This window comes from Nocardia sp. NPDC047654, from assembly GCF_043205035.1.
GTDB lineage: Bacteria > Actinomycetota > Actinomycetes > Mycobacteriales > Mycobacteriaceae > Nocardia.
This window is the reverse complement of record NZ_JBIDDF010000004.1, coordinates 48,024-66,575: the sequence shown is the minus strand read 5'-3', so window position 1 is coordinate 66,575 and position 18,552 is coordinate 48,024. Positions and strand designations below refer to the sequence as shown.

At 69.9% G+C, this 18,552-nt stretch carries 16 protein-coding genes and 1 riboswitch; of the genes, 8 read left to right on the top strand and 8 right to left on the bottom strand.

Annotation, left to right across the window (positions count from 1 at the left end; all coding sequences use genetic code 11):
• Positions 1–1,898, top strand: a 1,898-nt coding sequence (locus ACGF7Y_RS15925) for a serine/threonine-protein kinase (protein ID WP_393234171.1), incomplete at its 5' end; no start/stop codon positions are given.
• Positions 1,895–2,611 carry a cyclase family protein gene (locus ACGF7Y_RS15920; protein WP_393234168.1) on the top strand — a complete coding sequence of 239 codons (717 nt, stop codon included), beginning with the start codon at positions 1,895–1,897 and terminating at the stop codon, positions 2,609–2,611. The genes ACGF7Y_RS15925 and ACGF7Y_RS15920, both read left to right, overlap by 4 nt.
• Before the next feature lie 3 nt (positions 2,612–2,614).
• Here ACGF7Y_RS15920 and hpt read toward each other — a convergent pair whose 3' ends face one another.
• Genes hpt through dacB form a run of 4 tightly spaced genes read right to left on the bottom strand, consistent with a single transcriptional unit; the run spans position 2,615 to position 6,926 of the window.
• Positions 2,615–3,169, bottom strand: coding sequence for a hypoxanthine phosphoribosyltransferase (hpt, locus tag ACGF7Y_RS15915; protein WP_040864524.1), 555 nt, complete (start codon positions 3,167–3,169; stop codon positions 2,615–2,617).
• Between the two features lies 1 nt (position 3,170).
• Positions 3,171–4,307, bottom strand: coding sequence for a tRNA lysidine(34) synthetase TilS (gene tilS / locus ACGF7Y_RS15910; protein WP_393234165.1), 1,137 nt, complete (start codon positions 4,305–4,307; stop codon positions 3,171–3,173).
• A gap of 56 nt (positions 4,308–4,363) precedes the next feature.
• A complete protein-coding gene (locus ACGF7Y_RS15905; protein WP_393234163.1) occupies positions 4,364–5,473 on the bottom strand; it encodes a zinc-dependent metalloprotease in 1,110 nt (369 codons plus the stop codon).
• A gap of 13 nt (positions 5,474–5,486) precedes the next feature.
• Positions 5,487–6,926, bottom strand: coding sequence for a D-alanyl-D-alanine carboxypeptidase/D-alanyl-D-alanine-endopeptidase (gene dacB, locus ACGF7Y_RS15900; RefSeq protein ID WP_393234652.1), 1,440 nt, complete (start codon positions 6,924–6,926; stop codon positions 5,487–5,489).
• 217 nt (positions 6,927–7,143) lie between these two features.
• Between dacB and ACGF7Y_RS15895 the strand changes: the two genes are divergently transcribed.
• Positions 7,144–7,635, top strand: a complete 492-nt coding sequence (locus ACGF7Y_RS15895) for an inorganic diphosphatase (RefSeq protein WP_040864523.1) — start codon at positions 7,144–7,146, stop codon at positions 7,633–7,635.
• Positions 7,636–7,760: 125 nt separating this feature from the next.
• On the opposite strand, the gene ACGF7Y_RS15890 is transcribed toward ACGF7Y_RS15895, so the two are convergent.
• Positions 7,761–8,003, bottom strand: a complete 243-nt coding sequence (locus tag ACGF7Y_RS15890; protein WP_393234161.1) for a hypothetical protein — start codon at positions 8,001–8,003, stop codon at positions 7,761–7,763.
• 188 nt (positions 8,004–8,191) lie between these two features.
• Positions 8,192–9,013 (bottom strand): crotonase/enoyl-CoA hydratase family protein, encoded by an 822-nt coding sequence (locus tag ACGF7Y_RS15885; RefSeq protein WP_393234158.1) that lies wholly within the window; start codon positions 9,011–9,013, stop codon positions 8,192–8,194.
• 192 nt (positions 9,014–9,205) lie between these two features.
• Between ACGF7Y_RS15885 and ACGF7Y_RS15880 the strand changes: the two genes are divergently transcribed.
• From ACGF7Y_RS15880 to ACGF7Y_RS15870, 3 genes are all read left to right on the top strand, one after another.
• A complete protein-coding gene (locus ACGF7Y_RS15880) occupies positions 9,206–9,526 on the top strand; it encodes a 2-oxo-4-hydroxy-4-carboxy-5-ureidoimidazoline decarboxylase (protein ID WP_393234156.1) in 321 nt (106 codons plus the stop codon).
• A 54-nt stretch (positions 9,527–9,580) separates the two neighbouring features.
• A complete protein-coding gene (locus ACGF7Y_RS15875; protein ID WP_393234154.1) occupies positions 9,581–10,057 on the top strand; it encodes a YbaK/EbsC family protein in 477 nt (158 codons plus the stop codon).
• A gap of 87 nt (positions 10,058–10,144) precedes the next feature.
• Positions 10,145–10,696 carry a flavin reductase family protein gene (locus tag ACGF7Y_RS15870; protein ID WP_393234151.1) on the top strand — a complete coding sequence of 184 codons (552 nt, stop codon included), beginning with the start codon at positions 10,145–10,147 and terminating at the stop codon, positions 10,694–10,696.
• A gap of 256 nt (positions 10,697–10,952) precedes the next feature.
• Here the strand turns inward: ACGF7Y_RS15870 and ACGF7Y_RS15865 are convergent, their stop codons facing one another.
• Positions 10,953–12,272: an aminotransferase class V-fold PLP-dependent enzyme gene (locus tag ACGF7Y_RS15865; RefSeq protein WP_393234148.1), complete on the bottom strand. Its 1,320-nt coding sequence runs from the start codon at positions 12,270–12,272 to the stop codon at positions 10,953–10,955.
• 47 nt (positions 12,273–12,319) lie between these two features.
• Positions 12,320–12,433, bottom strand: a riboswitch (SAM riboswitch).
• A gap of 669 nt (positions 12,434–13,102) precedes the next feature.
• Here ACGF7Y_RS15865 and ACGF7Y_RS15860 point away from each other — a divergent pair.
• Both ACGF7Y_RS15860 and ACGF7Y_RS15855 read left to right on the top strand, forming a co-directional pair.
• Positions 13,103–17,014 (top strand): Pls/PosA family non-ribosomal peptide synthetase, encoded by a 3,912-nt coding sequence (locus ACGF7Y_RS15860; RefSeq protein WP_393234146.1) that lies wholly within the window; start codon positions 13,103–13,105, stop codon positions 17,012–17,014.
• Positions 17,014–18,360, top strand: coding sequence for a M1 family metallopeptidase (locus ACGF7Y_RS15855; protein ID WP_393234144.1), 1,347 nt, complete (start codon positions 17,014–17,016; stop codon positions 18,358–18,360). The genes ACGF7Y_RS15860 and ACGF7Y_RS15855 overlap by 1 nt, the downstream gene beginning before the upstream one ends.
• Here ACGF7Y_RS15855 and ACGF7Y_RS15850 read toward each other — a convergent pair whose 3' ends face one another.
• Positions 18,361–18,546 carry a hypothetical protein gene (locus ACGF7Y_RS15850; protein WP_393234142.1) on the bottom strand — a complete coding sequence of 62 codons (186 nt, stop codon included), beginning with the start codon at positions 18,544–18,546 and terminating at the stop codon, positions 18,361–18,363.
• Between the last annotated feature and the right edge of the window lie 6 nt (positions 18,547–18,552).

Genomic DNA, 18,552 nt, shown 5'->3' with positions numbered 1-18,552 from the left:
ACACCCAACCAGCTGACGCGACACACAGCCGACGATCCACCACAGACGACGCGACGATCGCCGCGGCGGCCGATGCGTTCACCGCGCGAGAAGGCAGTGACGACACCACTGTCGCCGGTACTCGCCGCCCACGCCGCGACGGTGCGCGGATCTCCGAGCACGCTGCCGGGCTACCCCCCGGTTCCGGTGAGGGCACCGCGGTTCTCGCCGCTCCGGACGCGACGGGGGTTTTCGACCGACCGAACGATCCGGACGCGACTATCGCGGGCCCGCCGGCCCACGCAAGCTCCGCGCCCGGCCGACCGCGGTTCGTACCGGACGCCCTCGCGACCGTCCCCCCGCGCCTGGTCTACATGCAGTACCTCCCGGGCGGCACGGCGGTCGGTCTCCTCGAACAACGCCGTCGCGGCTCGGTGACCGAGGGCGGCGCACTGCTGCTGCGCGCGCTGGACACCGCCATGGAGGCCAAGGGCGAGATCCGGCCGTCGGATTCCAGCGTTCGTGCCGAGATCGCCCGCTTGACCTGGCCGGAGACCGTGGCGTGGGTGGGCAGGCGGTTGGCCGATGCCCTGGACTACGCCGAGCACCACGGCGTGCTGCACCACGACATCAAACCGGCGAACGTGCTGTTCACCGCGGAGGGCATCCCGAAGCTGGCCGACTTCGCTCTCGGCGAGGCGGCCCGCGCTTCGGCGCCGCACGGTCCCGGCGCGACCGGCGCCCTGGCCTACCGCTCCCCGGAGCAGCTGGCCGCTTACCTCGATCCCGCCGCGCCCGCCCCCGGCAACAGCAGCGACGTGTACTCCCTCGGCGTGCTGCTGTGGGAGATGCTCACGGGCGCTGTTCCGTTCGACGATCCGCCGCTCACCGAGGACGGCCCCGCCGCCGAGACGTACGCGGCGATGCTCGCGGTGCGCCGCCGCGGCGTCTCGGCGGAGGCGCTCGCGCGCCTACCGGAAGACACCCCCGCCGCGCTGCGCCGCGTGCTGCTGGATTGCCTGCACGCCGATCCGGAACGCCGCTGGCGCGGCGGCGCGGAACTCGCGGGCCAGCTCGACCTGTGCCTGGACGCCCGCGCTCGCGACCTGGTCGATCCCCCTCCCGACAGCCTCGCCCACCGAGCCCGCGCATGGCTGCTCCCGGTCGCGGCGCTGTGCGTAGGCGTGCCGAACGTGCTGGCCAGCTTCTACAACATCCGGCTGAACCAGAGCCTGATCATCGACCGGATGTCGGCCGCAGACCAGGAGAAGTTCGCGGCGGTGGGATTGATCAACAATCTTGTCGCGTTCCCGGTCGCCGCACTGCTGCTGCTGTTCATGACCCGGCGGCCGCTCACCATCGCGTACCGCCTCGGCCGCGGCTCCGGGTATTCCGCGCGCACGCTCGCGAAAGCGCGCCGCGACACCTTGCTGATGGGCGACTGGGCGGTGTGGATACCCTTCGGCTTCTGGCTGGTCGCGGGCATCATCTGGCCGCTGGGACTGGCCTCCTCCGGCGTCGCGCTGCCGCGCGGCACCTTCCTGCACTTCTTCGCGGCGCAAGTGGTGTGCGCGGCGATCGCGCTGGCCTATCCGTTCTTTCCGATCATGGTCTACGCGGTGCGCTCGATCTATCCACAACTTCTGGTGCGCGGCGGTATCGGTCGCGACGACGAACGTCAGCTGCGCGCGCTGGCCAGGCGCGGCAGTCTCTATCTCGGTGCGGCGGCGTCGGTTCCGCTGCTGGGGGTGGCGAGCGCGACCTTCGTCGAGGCCACCGACCTGGAACTGGTGATCGTTCCGGTGCGCGTGCTGAGCGTGGGTGGCATCCTGGCATTCGTGCTGACCTATCGACTCTTCCGGCTCCTCGAAGCGGATCTGCTCGCGCTGGCCAGGGCGATCCCGCAACGTCCGCGATGACCACTCCGCGCCCGCTCGGGCAACTGGTGAGCCTCTCGCACGTCCACGATCCGGTCACCACCCCGCTGTACCCGGGCGATCCGGAGTTCCGCGCCGACGTGATAGCCACGATCGCGGACGACGGCTACCACCTGCGCTATATCCAGCAGGGCGAACACACCGGAACCCATTGGGGCGCACCGGTTCATTTCCGTGCCGACGGGCTGGCCGCACACGAACTGGAACTGGACGATCTGCTGTTGCCCGCGGTGCGGATCGATGTCCGGCAACGCTGCGCGAACGATCGCGACTACGCGATAACGGTCGACGATCTGACGCGGTGGGAAGCCGAACACGGCCGGATTCCGGACGGCGCGGCAATAATCGCCTGGACCGGCTGGGACGCCAAGTGGGGTACGCCGGAATTCGTCGGCACGGGTGAATCCGCCGGTCGGCAACCAGGTTTCGCGGTAGCGACGGTGGAATGGCTGCTGCGCGGCGGCAGGCTCGGTCGCCGTGGCGCGCTCGGCATCGACACGTTCGGCCCCGACGTGGGCGCCGACGAGACGTACGCGGTGTCCAAGCTGCTCTACGGCGAGCACCGGATCAGCTTGGAATGCTTGGCGAACCTGGCCGCGCTGCCCGCGACCGGGGCGTGGGTGCTGGTCGGCGGACCGCTTTACCGCGGCGGTTCCGGTTCTCCGGCAACGATCTTCGGCATCCTGCCCGGCTGAGTCTCAGCCGCCGTAGACCTTCGGGTCCAAGGTGCCGATGTAGGGCAGGTCGCGGTAGCGCTCCGCGTAGTCGAGGCCGTAGCCCACGACGAACTCGTTCGGGATGTCGAAGCCGACGTGCGCGACCTCCACGGGCGTGCGTAGCGCGTCGGGCTTGCGTAGCAGGGTGACCACCTCGAGCGACGCCGGATTGCGGGTGGACAGGTTGCGCTTGAGCCAGGACAGCGTGAGCCCGGAGTCGATGATGTCCTCGACGATCAGGACGTTGCGGCCCGCGATGTCCTTGTCCAGGTCCTTCATGATGCGCACCACGCCGGAGGACGAGGTCGACGACCCGTAGGACGAGACGGCCATGAACTCCATCTGGGTCGGGATCGGCAGGGCCTTGGCCAGGTCGGTCATGAAGAAGATGGCGCCCTTGAGCACACCCACCAGCAGCAGATCGCCCTCGGGAGCATCGGGCGGATACCGCTTGGCGATGAGTTCGGCCAGCTCCTGGGTCTTGGCGGCGATCTGTTCCTCGGTGATCAGCACCGACGCGATGTCGTCCCCGTACACGTCAGCCGGATTCCCTTCCGTGGTGGTGAGCCCGTTGGGCCGGTTGGGTCTGCTTCATCGGTCCGATGCCATCCTCGCCCAGCCGCAGTGTCAGCCTGCCATGTTCACGCCCGGCGACCAACCTGCAATCCGGCCGTCCTCCGCCGACCGCCACGCCGCCCTGCCCGCGCCAAGCCGTAACCAGTTCGTCGACTGCCTGTAAATGCTTGGTGGTCAGGGCTTTCGCCCCGTTGTCGAGCAGCCATGCCCGAATCGCCCGTTTACGGAGGGCCGCGGGCGCAGTGGCGAGGGTCTCGATCACCAGCGCCCGCCCATCACTCGCGGTGTGCCGCAGCTCGGCGGCGAGCGCGTCCAGGACGGCGCCGTCCTCCCGCAACTGTTCGGCTGTGCGTGCCAGCGCGGGGGCCACCCCGCCGCCGAGAATCCGCTCCAGCAGCGGCAACGCCTCGGTGCGCAGCCGCACCCTGGTGAACTCCGGCGCCGCGTTGTGCGGATCGTCGTGCGGCGTCACGCCCAGGTCGGCGCACATCTGCCGGGTGGTCTCCCGGCGCACGACGAGCAACGGCCGCCCCCACGGCTCGGCCCAGGCGGCCATCCCTTGGATCGAGCGGCCGCCCGAGCCTCGCGCGAGCCCGAGCAGCACCGTTTCGGCCTGGTCGTCGAGGGTGTGCCCGAGCAGCACCGGCAGGTCCGCGCGCGCCGAGTCCAGCGCGGCATAGCGGGCCCTGCGAGCGGCGGCTTCCACACCGCCCTCGGTGCCGACCTCGACCGTGAGCACCCGGGCGGACCGGCAGCCCATGGCCAGGGCTTGTGCCGCCGCCGTGGCGGCAACGGTCCCGGAACCGGGTTGTAGGCGATGATCGACCACCAGAGCGTCGACCGCGTTCGTTTCGACCACCGCCGCCGCGGTGAGTGCCAGCGAATCCGCGCCACCGGACAAAGCCACCGCGACTGCCTGTTCTTCGGTCTCGCGCGGCCCGTAAACGCTCAGCCAGTCGCGGACCGCCCTGCGGGCGGCGAGCACGGCCGCGGTCTCGGGCAGCCGCCGGGGGGTGCCCCCAGCGAGCGCTCGCCCGGGACCGGATAACCCGGTCTCCGACCCGAAGCGCCCGGGTGTAGTTCCTGGCGCACGCCCCATGGGCGCAGCCTACCGGCCGATCGCGACCGGCGATCCATCGCAGTGGCCCTGCTCGCTCAGGCCAGCACGCGCTCGATCCAGCGCTGCGGATGCTCGATCTCGTCGGTGCGCGGCAGCGTGTCGGCATCGGTCCACACCGTGTTGAACCGCGTCATCCCGACGGTGCCGACCACCTCGTCGACGAACTTCTTGCCGCGCACGTATTGGGCGACCTTCGCGTCCACGCCGAGCAGGGCGCGCAGGAGACGTTGCACCGGGTTGGTCGGACGCCTGCGCCGCTGGTCGAACGCGGTGCGGATCTGCTCGACCGACGGAACCACCGCCGGGCCGACCGCGTCCATGACGTGGTCGGCGTGCCCCTCCAGCAGGGTGCCGAGCATGAGCAGCCGGTCCAGCGCCTCACGCTGCGGCGGCGCCTGGGTGGCGCGCAGCAGACCCACCACACCGCGCGCGGCCGGGTCCTCGGAGGCCGCCCCGCGCCGACGGTCGCGCACCTCGTCGACCAGCCGGGACAGCATCTCGCTCACCGGCTCGTCGGCCACTTCGCCGAGAATCTCGACATTGGCGCGCATGTACTCCCCGAGCCAGGGCGCGGAGGAGAACTGCACCCGGTGGGTGACCTCGTGCAGGCAGACCCACAGCCGGAAGTCGCTCGGCGACACCCCGAGGGCCCGTTCGACGGCCACGATGTTCGGCGCGACCAGCAGCAAGGTGCCGTCCGACCCGGTGAACGGGTCGTATTGACCGAGGATCGCCGTGGACAGGAAGGCGAGCATCGCGCCCGCCTGCACACCGGCGGGTTTGCCCGCGAGGACTTTGCGGTCCGGCCCTGCCGCACCGGTCCCGGTGAGCTGGGCCATCGAGTCGGCCGCCGCCGTGATCCACCCCGGCCGGTCGACGATCCTGGCCGCCGGGACCGGCCGGTCGTCCAGCAGTCCGCTGACCTCACGTACCGGCGCCTCCGCCCGCACCGAGGAATCGGCGAGTTCGACGACCACCTGTTCGGCGGAGTAGCGCGACGTGCGCGGACCCGCCGGAACCAGAGCGGAGCCGGTTTTCGCGGCCAAGCGCCAATCGACCACGCCGGACAGACCCGAGCGGCCCTTTCGCCGCTCGACCCCATCGGCGGAGCCGAGTTCAGCTGCCTCGGAACCTTGCTGGGTCATGATCAACCACCCGTCAGGAGCATCCACAATTTCGCAGCGTGCCTGCGATCGCGTCCAACGCGGGCCTGCTCACCTCCGGCGGTCGATCGTTCGACATCAAAGCGAAGGTCAGCACCCGCCCATCGGCGTCCAGCACATACCCGACCAACGCGCTGGACACCGACAGAGTTCCGGTCTTGGCCCGCACCCAGCCCGCGCCCTGACGGTCCCGGGCGACGTAACGGCTGGTCAGCGAGCCCGTCGCACCCGCGACCGGCAGATCGTCGAGCATCGGCGCCAAGGTGGCCGCGACCCGGTCGTTCTCCGGCTGGGCCTTGGTACCGGCCGGTTTCACCGCCGTGGCACCGGTGGGCTCGGCCGCACTCGCCACGACCCGGTCGAGCAACCGCGCGGGAATCCGGTCGTCCACCGAAAGCCCGCTGCTGTCGTGCATATCCAGGCCGGACAGATCGAAACCGGCCTTGCTCAGCGCCGCGCGCACCGCGGTGGCCCCGCCGGTGAACGACGCCTCGCCGCCGGTGGCCGTGGAGATCTCCCGTCCGATCGCCTCGGCGAGCACGTTGTCGGAGTAGACCATCATGTCGCGCAACCGGTCGCGCAGCGGCGCCGAGCGCACGGAGGCGATCTCGGCCGCGCCGGCGGGCGCGGTGCCCGCGCGGACCTTGGCCGGGTCCAACCCCAGATCGGCGGCCAAGCGCCGCCCGGCGTCGAGAGCAGGCGTCGCGGTGCGCGGCGAGTACTCGACGAGCGGTTGCAAGCGGCCACCGTCGATCATCACCGGCTCGATCGGGGCGATGGAGCCCTCGGGGATGTCCACCGGGTCCCAGCCCTGCGCCATGGTGGGGCCGGTGTAGGCGGAGGTGTCGACGACGATCGTGTCCACCGCGCGCCCGGCCGACTTGATCTGGGTGACCAGGTCGGACAGCCGCGGCCCGTTCGGGTAGTACCCCTTGCCGTCCGGTTGCGCGGTGAGCGTCGGGTCGCCGCCGCCGACCAGTACGAGTTCGTTCGGCGCAGCGCCCGCGACGACCTTCGTGATCACCCGGCGCTCGCCGGGCAGCGTGAGCAGGGCCGCCGCGCTGGTGAGGATCTTCGCGGTGGACGACGGGATCATCGGCCGGTTCGCGTCGCCGCTCCACAGCACCATCCCGCTGTCGGCGTCGGTCACCTGACCTGCGAACGCGCCGAGGTCCGGATTGGCGATCACCGGGGCGAGCGCGGCGGCGATCCCCGCGGGGCTCGGCGCGGAATCGGTGGACCGGGCGGGACCGACCTGCGGAGACGGCTCGACCGGAGCGGGCGGGTCGGCGATGGTGAGGCCACCGTGCCGGAACTCGTCGGTCCACGGCCGCACCGCGAGCAGTGTCACGGCGGCGGCGACGATCAGGACGACCACCGTGCTCGAGATCCAGATCCACCTGTTGCGGCGCCGCCGGGCGGCCAGCCCACCGATGTTCTCGTTGCCACCAAACACGTCGCCGCCGCTCTCCTGACCGATTCCCGCAGCAGCCGCCTGCCGCACCCATATCCGCGACGCCCACACTATCCTCGTTGCGCAACCGTTCCCCTGAACAACCTGGCGAGTCGGCGCACTCCGCAGCGGCCGAGTCGGCAGTCGCCGAAAAGCAGCCGAGTCGCCGAGCTCGGCACCGATGCACGAAGGAGATGGCGTGGAGTTCGACGTCACTATCGAGATCCCCAAGGGTTCCCGGAACAAGTACGAAGTCGATCACGAGACCGGCCGGGTCCGGCTGGACCGGTTCCTGTACACGTCCATGGTCTATCCCGCCGACTACGGCTACATCGAGAACACCCTCGGCGAGGACGGTGACCCGCTGGACGCGCTGGTGCTACTGCCCGATTCGGTGTTCCCCGGCGTGATCGTGGAAGCCCGTCCGGTCGCCATGTACAAGATGACCGACGAGGCGGGCGGCGACGACAAGATCCTGTGCGTGCCCGCGGGCGACCCGCGCTGGGACCACATCCAGGATCTGAAGGATGTGCCGGAGTTCGAGCTGGCCGCGATCAAGCACTTCTTCGAGCGCTACAAGGACCTGGAGCCCGGCAAGTTCGTCAAGGGCTCGGAGTGGGTCGGACGGGCCGAGGCCGAGGCCGAGGTGGAGGCGTCCATCCAGCGTCTGAAGGACCAGGGCGGGCACTGAACGCCCTCGAGCACAACGAAAGCGGGGAGTCCGGTGGCACGGACTCCCCGCTCGGTTTTTTTCCGGGCGCGAAAGATGAAAAGGGGCACCCGGAAACCGGATGCCCCTTCTCGGCGTCAGGTGGCTCAGTAGTAGATGTACAGGTCCCAGCCGTCCCAGGACTCGATGCACTCCCAGTAGTAGCCGCCGGTGCTGGGCGACTCGCCGTCGGACCGGCAGGCGTTCAGCGTGGCGTAGGTACCGACGTAGGTGCCGCCGTAGGCGACCTCCTGGTAAACCGGCGCGGCCGAGGCCGAAGCAGCCGTCGACACCCCGGCGACGGCGGCGGTGGCCAGCAGACCAGCGGCGAGGAAGGACTTGATACGCATTGTTCTTGCTCCTGAATGCGAGGCGAAATTTCCGACGTCCCAAACGATATGGACGATCGGCGCCGCGCACAGCCACCCCTAGGGTGAGGGCAAGGCAACCCTGAGGCGAATCACCTTGCCCACCGTCGATACCCACCCTTAGGGGGCTCGGCACGGCGCACTCGCGGGGCACGGGCGCGCCGCGGGTGTCACTGGCCGCGGAATTCGGGCGCGCGTTTTTCGAAGACGGCCTTGATCGCCTCGGTGAGGTCCTCCGAAGGCAGGAAGGCGGCATTCCACGCCGAGACGTAGCGCAGGCCCGCGGCGACCTCGTCCTTGCGGCGCTGATCCAGCACATCCTTGACGCCCTGCACCACCAGCGGCGGGTTCGCGGCGATCTCGCGCGCGGTGGCGTGTGCCGCGTCCAGAACCGCTTCCTGGTCCGGGAAGACGTCGTTGACCAGGCCGATCTTCTCCGCGCGTGCGGCGTCGATGTCCTTGGCGGTGTAGGCCAGCTCCCGCAGGTGACCTTCGCCGATGATGCCGGGCAGCCGGTGCAGCGAACCGATGTCGGCGACGATCGCGACCTTGGCCTCACGCAAGCTGAACTTGGCATCCGCGCTGGCATAGCGGATGTCGACCGCCGCGATCAGATCGAGGCCGCCGCCGATGCACCAGCCGGACACCGCCGCGATCACCGGCTTGCGGCAGTCCGCCACCGCCGTGACCGAGGCCTGCATCTTGCGCAGCTCCGTGAGGAAGTCGGTGCGCGGCGCGGCCAAGGCGCGGTCGGCCATCAACGGGCCGAACGTGCCGCTCATCGCGGGCAGGTCCAGGCCGTAGGAGAAGTGCTTCCCGGAGCCGGTCAGCACGATCGCGCGGACGTCGGGATCGGCGTCGAGCGCCTGGAAGACCTCCGGCAGCTCGCGCCAGAAGTCGGGACCCATCGCGTTGCCCTTGCCGGGGCCGATCAGCGTCACCTGCGCGACGTGATCCTTGGTTTCGACGGTGAAAGCCTGCCAATCAGTCATTTGTACAGCGTATCGAGACCACGCCGGGCGGGTATTCCGGCCCGCGGCACCTCGGTATGCGAGGATTCGCCGTGCGATATCGCAGCGTGTAAATCCTGTGCAAATTAGCGGCGGCGCACTGGTTCCCGATTCGGGATTCAGCGGATCATGGTCGAGTCAGCAAACCTCATTCGCCGGTTTTCGGAGGACACCATGCTGATGCATCGGGGAATCGGCCTCGACCGGTTCAACGGTCTGCCGCGCGGTCGCGCGATTCATGCCCTCTACGAGTGCTGCTGCAACGTGACGTGGGCCGCGACGCTGGCCGACGCTCGGCCCTATCCGGATCGGGACGCCCTGCTGAGCAAGGCCGATGTGGAACTGCTCGCGCTGTCCCAGCGGGACGTCGATCGCGCCTTCGAAGGGGTTGCGCACGAACCGATCTCGTCGCACTGCCTGTCCGAACTGGCACGGGTCACCCGCGAGCGAATCGCCGGGATGCTCGGGCCGGCCGAGGGCTACCCGGAATACTGAACCGGCGGCGCGACTTGCCCGGCGTACCGACGGCAATCGCTCTACCCTGGTGAGATGCGCAGGTCGTCATTGCCACCGGTCGCCTGCCGGGTCGCGGACACCCTCATCTCCCGGGGCCATCACGGTCTCATCGTCGCCCAGCCGGAGCCGACCCACACCGCCGCGGACGCCGCACGGGCCCTCGGCGTAGATGTGGGGGCGATCACGAAATCACTGGTGTTCCTGCTCGACGACGACCCGGTGCTGCTGTTGGTCTCGGGAGCGCACCAAGTCGATCTGGCGAAGACCGGCGCGCGCCTGGACGGGACGCTGAGCCGCGCCCCCGCAGAGATGGTGCGGGCGGTGACCGGTCAGCCCATCGGGGGCGTCGCACCGGTCGGTCACCCGACCAACCTGCCCACGTGGGTGGACAGCGCGCTGGGGCGCCATCGGGAGCTGTGGGCAGCGGGCGGGCATCCGAACACCATCTTCCGCACGTCGTTCCCGGAATTGCTGCGGATCACCGCGGGTCTTCCGATCGATGTCGACTGACTCGACGCCCTCGCGGCGAGCCCGGTGCCGCACGAGTGCGATCAATGCCACCCGCACCGGCGGGGCGTCCGGGCGTAGTTTCGTGAGGTGACCGACGCACCACGGCCCGAGACGGAACTACAGATCCCCGATGATCTGAGCGGCATCACCGCGGAGCAGTATCGCGCCTCCATGCGCCACTACCCGGCCGGCGTCACCGTCGTCACGCTGACTTCGCCGCAGGGGCCGGTCGGCTTCACCGCGACCTCCTTCGCCTCGCTGTCACTGGAACCGCCGCTGGTGTCGTTCAATATCGCGCACACCTCCTCCAGCCTGTCCGCCATGCTGGACGCCGAGTCCGTCGTCATCCACTTCCTCGGCGAACACCAGCAGCACCTGGCCCACCGGTTCTCCCGGACCGCGGAGGAGCGCTTCACCGATCGTGCCCTGTGGACCACCCTGGACACCGGCGAACCGGTCCTGCACGGCACCCCCATCTGGTTGCGCGCCACCGTGCACCAACTGATCCCCATCGGCGACCACACCCTCGTCGTCGGCTTGGTCACCCGGGTCCACGACAGCACCGACGAGAAACCCGCCGCCGCGCCACTGCTGTACTACAACGGGCGCTACTACCGGCCCACCGCCCTCAGCGACTGACCCAGCGCTCGATTACGCCACCCCGGCCGCACCTACACGACCAACTCCGGGTCGAGCGCGCGAGCCGGCCGCTCCAGCTCGAGAACACTCCGCACCGCCCGGACCTGCCTCGAACTCGGCGTCCACGGACGTGTCCTACCTGCGGCGTCGGTTCCCCACCCGGGAGTTCCCGAGGTCTGCCCCACCATCGGGCTCGCCCGGAGTGTCAGGCACCGTCCGGCACGGCGAAGTCCACGCGATCGGGACCAGCGCGGCTTCAGCCGACGAGACAGGGGGCTGCGCCGGTGGGAGCGGTGGAGGTGAAGGGGCGCGTTTCGGGGGTAGGGTTCCAGACGCCGTTCTCGGCGGCGTAGTTCCAGGTGGGGCCCGTTCGCGCGAGGATGGCGATCGCCTCGATCAGGCGGTCCACATCGGCGGAGGTGGTGCCGAGGCCGATGCTGGCGCGCAGTGCGCCGTTCAAGCCGAGGCGGGCGAGCAGCGGGTGGGCGCAGAAACGTCCGTCGCGCACACCGATGCCGTGTTCGGCGGAGAGATAGGCGGCGACGTGGCCGGGGGCGAAATCGTCCAGGGTGAAGGCGACGATGCCGACGGAATCAGGGCTGTCGATCCAGATCCGCAGCAGCTGGACGCCGGGAATCGTGGCCAAGCCGTCGCGCAGGCGGTCGGCGAGCCGGTGTTCGTGCGCGGCAAGGGTTTCGGCGTCGATCCCGCTGAGCGCGTCACAAGCCGCGGCCAGCGCGGCCGCGCCGAGCACGTTCGGCGAGCCTGCTTCGTGCCGCTGCGGAGCGGACGCCCATTCGGCCGCGTCGCTGCGGACCTCGCGCACCGCGCCGCCACCCGCGAGGTAGGGCTGCGCCGCGTCGAGCCAATCCCGCTTGCCCACCAGCACACCGGCGCCGAACGGGGCGTAGAGCTTGTGCCCGGAGAACGCCAGGTAGTCGATCGCGGTCTCCCGCAGGCTGATCCGCCGATGCGGCGCCAACTGGGCGGCGTCCACCAGGATCCGTGCGCCGCACTGATGCGCGACGGTGGCCAGCCGTTCCAGCGGAAGCACCTCGCCGGTCACGTTCGATGCGCCGGTCACCGCGAGCAATGCGGCCGGCTTGCTGCACAGTTCGGCAACCAGCCTGCCGATGGTCTCCTCGACCGTGTCGGCGGTCTGCACGACGCGCCTGCCCCGCTTGGTCCACGGCAGGAAATTGGCGTGGTGCTCGATGTCGAGCACCACGGTGTCCCCGGGGACGCAGGAGGCGAGCAGGTTCAGCGAGTCGGTGGTGTTGCGGGTGAAGACCACCACCTGATCGTCGGCGGCGTCGAGGAACCGGGACACCGATCCGCGAGCGGCTTCGTAGCACTCGGTGGAGATCCGCGAGGCGTAGCCCGCGCCGCGGTGCACGCTCGCGTAGTACGGCAGCAACTGCTGCACCCGGTCGGTGACCTGGGCCAACGCGGGCGCACTCGCGGCGTAGTCGAAGTTGGCGTAGGTCGCCGATCCGCCGTGTACCAAAGGCACGCGCAGTTCGTCGCCGGACACCCGGGCGAGTGCGGCACAGGGGTTGTCGACAGCAGTAGTCATCACGTGAATCCCGTCGGCTCAGGGACTCGCGACCGAACGATTCGGCGAGTCCGCGCTTGCCGCGCCCGGTTGGGCGGCGGCCGGGTCGTCACCCGGAGCACCCCACCGCGGAGGAGGGTTGCCGGCCAGCAAGCCGGGGCTTTGCGCTGGCACTCATGACCAGACCCGAGAGTGGCAGAAGCGCCCCGGCACTGTCAACCACATTCCACCCGAGTCCCCACGAGCACCGCGTGGACATAACCACCACGCGTCGGCCATTACAAGCACCCCCACGACGACGCGCGAGCCGCGCCCGTCGCGGGATTTCGCGCGTGAGTACCGGCCCCGTCCACGGCAAACGCGCCTCGGTTCGCTCGGCGGTTACCACCGAGCCGATCCGATGCCGATGCGACTCGGGCCCCGCTCGTTTCCCGCGACGCCGCAGCTGCTCGAGCGCCTCCGTATCTCGAACGCGCTGAACCCGATCGCGGCGCCCGACTGCGACTCCCTCGATGACCGGCCGGAACAACCGCGCGTTCCGGCCCTCGCAAGGACCAGCTCCGGACCGCTCGATGAGCCGAATCACACCTTCGGATCAGCGATCTCCCGGCGAACGCGGCAGGCGAGCCGCCCACCAGCGTTTTGCCCTGCCGGAACGGCGAATATCTATCCCACCTGCAACAACGGGCATCGCGCCCACCGATCCGGCATCCGGTTCGGTGAACAACAAGCGACGACAACCCCGGGTACCGTGGACAGCTGGCCACAGCGCTGTTTGCCCTTTGGTAACCCAGCTATGACACAACAACGGGAAAGTGTGAGGCAAGTCGATGGGAGGTGCGCACAGCACCATGCTCGAGACAGACGTCGACGCGCCGGCGGGCCCGTTGTCACGCGGCGATCGCGCGCCGGAGGCAAGGACGCTCGTCGACATCCTGACCGCGACGGCACTCGCCCATCCCGACGCCCCCGCCATCGACGACGGCCACGTGGTGCTGTCCTATCTGGAATTGGTCGTCGAGATCGAGAACACCATGGCCCGGCTCGCCACCGCGGGCGTGCGGCCCGGCGATCGGGTCGGCGTTCGAATGCCGTCGGGCACCCGCGGGCTCTATGTGACCATCCTCGCGATCCTCTACTCCGGCGCCGCTTACGTGCCGGTCGACGCCGACGACCCGGCCGAGCGCGCCCAGCTGGTCTTCGGGGAAGCGCAGGTCACCGCGATCGTGACCGCCGAAGGCATCGAGACCACGGCCGCGGGCATCCGCGCAGCGGAGCGGCCACGCGAACAGACCTGGTCGACGCTGCCCACTCCCGGCGACGACGCCTGGATCATCTTCACCTCCGGTTCCACCGGCACTCCGAAAGGCGTTGCCGTCACCCATCGCAACGCGGCAGCCTTCGTCGACGCCGAGGCCGATCTGTTCCTGCGCGACGCCCCGATCGGTCCGGGTGACCGGGTTCTGGCGGGTCTGTCGGTCGCCTTCGACGCGTCCTGCGAGGAGATGTGGCTGGCCTGGCGCAACGGCGCCTGCCTGGTGCCCGCCCCGCGTGAGCTGGTGCGCACCGGCGCCGATCTCGGCCCGTGGCTGGTGCGGCGGGAGATCAGTGTGGTCTCGACCGTCCCGACCCTGGCGGCGACCTGGCCGGTAGAGGCATTGGAGGCGGTGCGCCTGCTCATCTTCGGCGGCGAGGCCGTCCCGCCGGAACTCGCCGAGCGCCTCGCGGGGAACGGTGATTCGGCTCGCGAGGTGTGGAACACCTACGGCCCCACCGAAGCCACGGTCGTCGCCTGCGCCGCCCGCTTGGACGGCCGGTGGCCGATCCGCATCGGCCTGCCGCTCAACGGCTGGGACCTGGTCGTCGTGGACCAGGCGGGTAACCCGGTGGCCGAGGGGGAATCCGGCGAACTGGTGATCGGCGGCGTCGGACTGGCGCGCTATCTCGACCCGGTCAAGGACGCCGAGAAGTACGCGCCGCTGTCTTCTGTCGGCTGGGAGCGCGCTTACCGCAGCGGCGACCTGGTCCGCAACGACAGCGCCGGACTGGTCTTCCTCGGCCGCGCCGACGATCAGATCAAACTGGGCGGGCGGCGCATCGAACTCGGCGAGATCGACAACGCTCTGCAACACCTGCCCGGCGTCACGAGCGCCGCGGCGGCCATCCGGACCACCAAGGCGGGCAACAAGCTTCTGGTCGGCTATCTGACCGGACCCGGCCCGGACTTCGATGTCAAGGCCGCGCGCGCCGTCCTCGGTGGACAACTTCCGGCACCACTGGTGCCCAGGCTCGCGGTGGTCGACGAGCTGCCCACCCGCACCTCCGGCAAGGTGGACCGCGACGCGCTGCCCTGGCCGCTGCCCAATGCCGCCGAGGACGACGACGACAACGACCTGACCGGCACCGCCCAATGGGTCGCCGGACTGTGGGATGCCATTCTCGGCGCGGAGGTCGGCGATCTCGACGCGGACTTCTTCGACCTGGGCGGCGGCTCGCTCGCGGCGGCGCAGCTGGTCACCGCCCTGCGCGAACGGTATCCGCAGATCGCCGTCGCCGACGTCTACGACCATCCCCGCCTCGGCGCGCTGGCGGACCTGCTGGAACAGACCACGCCCGCGGTGGCCGTCGCGGAGCGAACGGTGCGGCCGACGCCGCTGCTCGCGCAGGCGGCGCAGGTGCTGGTCACCATCCCGCTCACCACCCTCACCGGATTACAGTGGCTCACCTGGCTGGCGATCGTCGGCAATATCGCGGCATGGTCCGGCTCACTGCCCTGGCTCCCCCAGCTGTCCTGGTGGTGGACGCTGGCCGCGTTCCTGCTGTTCATCTCGCCGCCCGGCCGCATGGCGATCTGCGTGGCGGGCGCGCGGCTGCTGCTGCGGGGGATCCGGCGCGGCAGCTATCCGCGCGGTGGCTCGGTACATCTGCGGCTGTGGGCGGCCGTCCGTCTCTCCGAGGCCAGCGGCGCCGAGAACCTGTCCGGAGCGCCGTGGATGGTGCCGTTCGCCCGCGCGCTCGGCGCGAAGATCGGCAAGGGCGTCGACCTGCACAGCCTCCCGCCGGTGACGGGCATGCTCGAACTCGGTGACGGGTGCAGTGTGGAGCCCGAGGTCGACCTGTCCGGCTACTGGATCGACGGCGACGTGGTGCATCTGGGCCCGATCACCATCGGTCCCGGCGCGGTGGTCGGCTCACGTTCGATCTTGTTGCCGGGCACCAAGATCGGCAAGAACGCCGAGGTGGCCCCCGGCTCCGCGGTATCGGGCAAGGTGAAGGCGGACCAGGACTGGGCCGGTTCGCCCGCGGTGAAGGTCGGTAAGGCGCAGCACCGCTGGCCCGCGCACACGCCCCATCGTGCCCGGCACTGGGTCGGCATCTTCGGGATCACGTCGATGGCACTGGCCGCCATGCCGATTCTCGGTATCGGCGCCGGTGGGGCGTTTCTGGCCTGGTTCGTTCGCGACACTCGCACGCTCGCCGTCGGCGCCGCGCGCGCGTTCGCCGTGCTTCCCCTCGCGACCTTGCTCAGCCTGGGCGTCTACGCGGCGGCGACCATCGTCGCGGTCCGGCTGCTGAGCATCGGCCTCACCGAGGGCTACCACCCGGTGCGCAGCCGGGTCGGCTGGCAGGCCTGGGCCACCGAGCGGCTGCTGGATTCCGCGCGTACCTTCCTGTTCCCGCTGTACGCCAGCCTGCTCACCCCCCTGTGGCTGCGCTTGCTCGGCGCGAAGATAGGTAAGAGCGTCGAGGCGTCGACCGTGCTGCTGCTGCCGAAGTTCACCACCGTCGCCGACGGGGCGTTCCTGGCCGACGACACCATGATCGCCGGTTACGAACTCGGCGGCGGCTGGCTGCACATCGGGGAGGCGAAGGTCGGCAAGCGCGCTTTCCTCGGTAACTCCGGGATGACCGCGCCCGGCCGCCGTGTCCCGAAGAACGGGCTGGTCGCGGTGCTGTCGGCGGCGCCGTCCAAGGCGAAACCCGGCTCCTCCTGGCTGGGCAGCCCGCCGGTTCGGCTGCGCCGCGCCGCGGAGAACGCCGATACCGCGCGCACCTTCGACCCGCCCGCGCGCTTGCGGGTAGCCCGCGGCATCGTCGAAACCTGCCGTTTGGTCCCGGTGCTGGTGACCTTCGCGATCGGGCTCGGCGTGCTTTTCGCCCTCGCCTGGCTCGCGCAAACGTTCGGCCATCTGGCCGCCGGACTGCTCAGCGGGTTGGTGCTGCTGGCGGCAGGCGCTGTCGCGGGGGCGAGCGCGGTGGCCGCCAAATGGTTGCTGGTAGGGCGGATACGCACCGGGGAACATCCGCTGTGGAGCTCGTTCGTCTGGCGCAACGAGGTCTCCGACACCTTCGTGGAAACGGTTGCCGCACCGTGGTTCGCGCGCGCGGCGACCGGGACGCCCGTACTGAATCTCTGGCTTCGCGGTCTCGGCGCGCACATCGGGCGCGGGGTATGGTGCGAGTCCTACTGGCTACCGGAGGCGGACCTGGTGACTCTCGGCGACGGCGCGACCGTGGAACGCGGTTGTGTGGTGCAGACCCATCTGTTCCACGACCGGATCATGGCCATGGACACCGTCACTCTCGGTGCGGGCGCCACCCTCGGTCCGCACTGCGTGGCGCTGCCCGCCTCGGCGCTCGGCGACGGCGCTACCATCGGCCCGGCTTCGCTGGTCATGCGCGGTGACACGGTGCCCGCCTCGACGCGCTGGTGGGGCAACCCGATCGCGCCCTGGTTCACGGGCGACCCCGGGGCGCGCTGATGACGGGCAAGTTCTATGAAGCCCCCATCGACGAGTACCTCCCGCAGAACGGCAATCGGGGGTATCGGGTCACCCGGTACGAACTGGAGCTGGCCTACCGGGTTGCCGCCAACCGCCTCACCGGGCGCGCGGCGATCACCGCGGTGACCACCGAGGTGCGCACCCGGTTCGCACTCGATCTCGCCCAGGCGCTGAGCGTGTCGAAGGTGTCCGTCAACGGGATCAAGGCCGCGAAATTCGCCCATCAGCACGGCAAGTTGATCGTCACGCCGCAGCAGCGGATTCCGGCGGGCGGCGTGCTCGCACTGGTGGTGCAGTACGGCGGTACCCCGAAACCGGTGCGCGGGCCGTGGGGCGAGGTCGGCTGGGAGGAACTCACCGAGGGCGCGCTCGTGGCCAGCCAGCCCAACGGCGCGGCGTCCTGGTTCCCCTGTGACGACCACCCGAGTTCCAAAGCGAGCTATCGGATCTCGATCACCACCGATTCGCCGTACTACGCGGTGGCGAACGGAACCCTGCTGCGCAAGCAGACCAAGGCCAGTCAGACCACCTGGGTGTACGAGCAGGCCGAACCGATGTCGAGCTACCTGGCGACCATCCAGATCGGTCACTATCGCAAGCACCGCATCGGCCCCTCGCACTCCGCGGTGCCGATGCAGGCCGTCCTACCGCCGCGATTGCGCGCCAACTTCGACCACGACTTCGCTCGCCAGCCGCGGATGCTCGAAGTCTTCAGCGAGAAGTTCGGCCCCTATCCGTTCGAGGATTACACCGTGGTCGTCACCGACGACGAGCTGGAGATCCCGATCGAGGCGCAGGGCATCTCCATCTTCGGCGCCAACCATTGCGACGGCCGACGCGGCGCCGAACGCCTGGTCGCGCACGAGCTGGCCCATCAATGGTTCGGCAACAGCCTGACCATCCGGCAGTGGCGCGATATCTGGCTACACGAAGGCTTCGCCTGCTACGCGGAATGGATCTGGTCGGAGGCCGCGGGCGGACCCACTGCCGACCAGCTGGCCCGCGCCGCGCGGCACAACCTCTCCCGCGAGCCCCAGGACATCGTCATCGGCGATCCGGGACCGCAGCGCATGTTCGACGATCGCGTCTACAAACGGGGTGCGCTCACCCTGCACGCGCTGCGCCTGGAACTCGGCGATTCGGGATTCTTCGACCTGCTGCGGGAGTGGACCATCCGCTACCGCCACTCGTCGGTGACCACCGAGGAGTTCACCGACCTGGCGGGGCACTACAGCCTGGTCTCGCTGCGCCCGCTGTGGGACAGCTGGCTGCTCGGCGAGCGGCTACCGCAGCTGCCGCCCTACGGCGGCACGTCGACGGGCTGATCAGAACACCAGATAGCGGGCGGCGAGTTCCTCGACGAGCGGATCGTCCTCCGGGACGTTCGCCAGCGCGTCCAGATCGGTTTCCACGGCGATCTGCCTGGGGTCGTCGTGCTCGGCATCCCGCGGATCCTCGATGAGCTGGCGCAGCAACTTCTCCCGCACCCTGGTCTTCAGCGAATCGTTCATACCTGA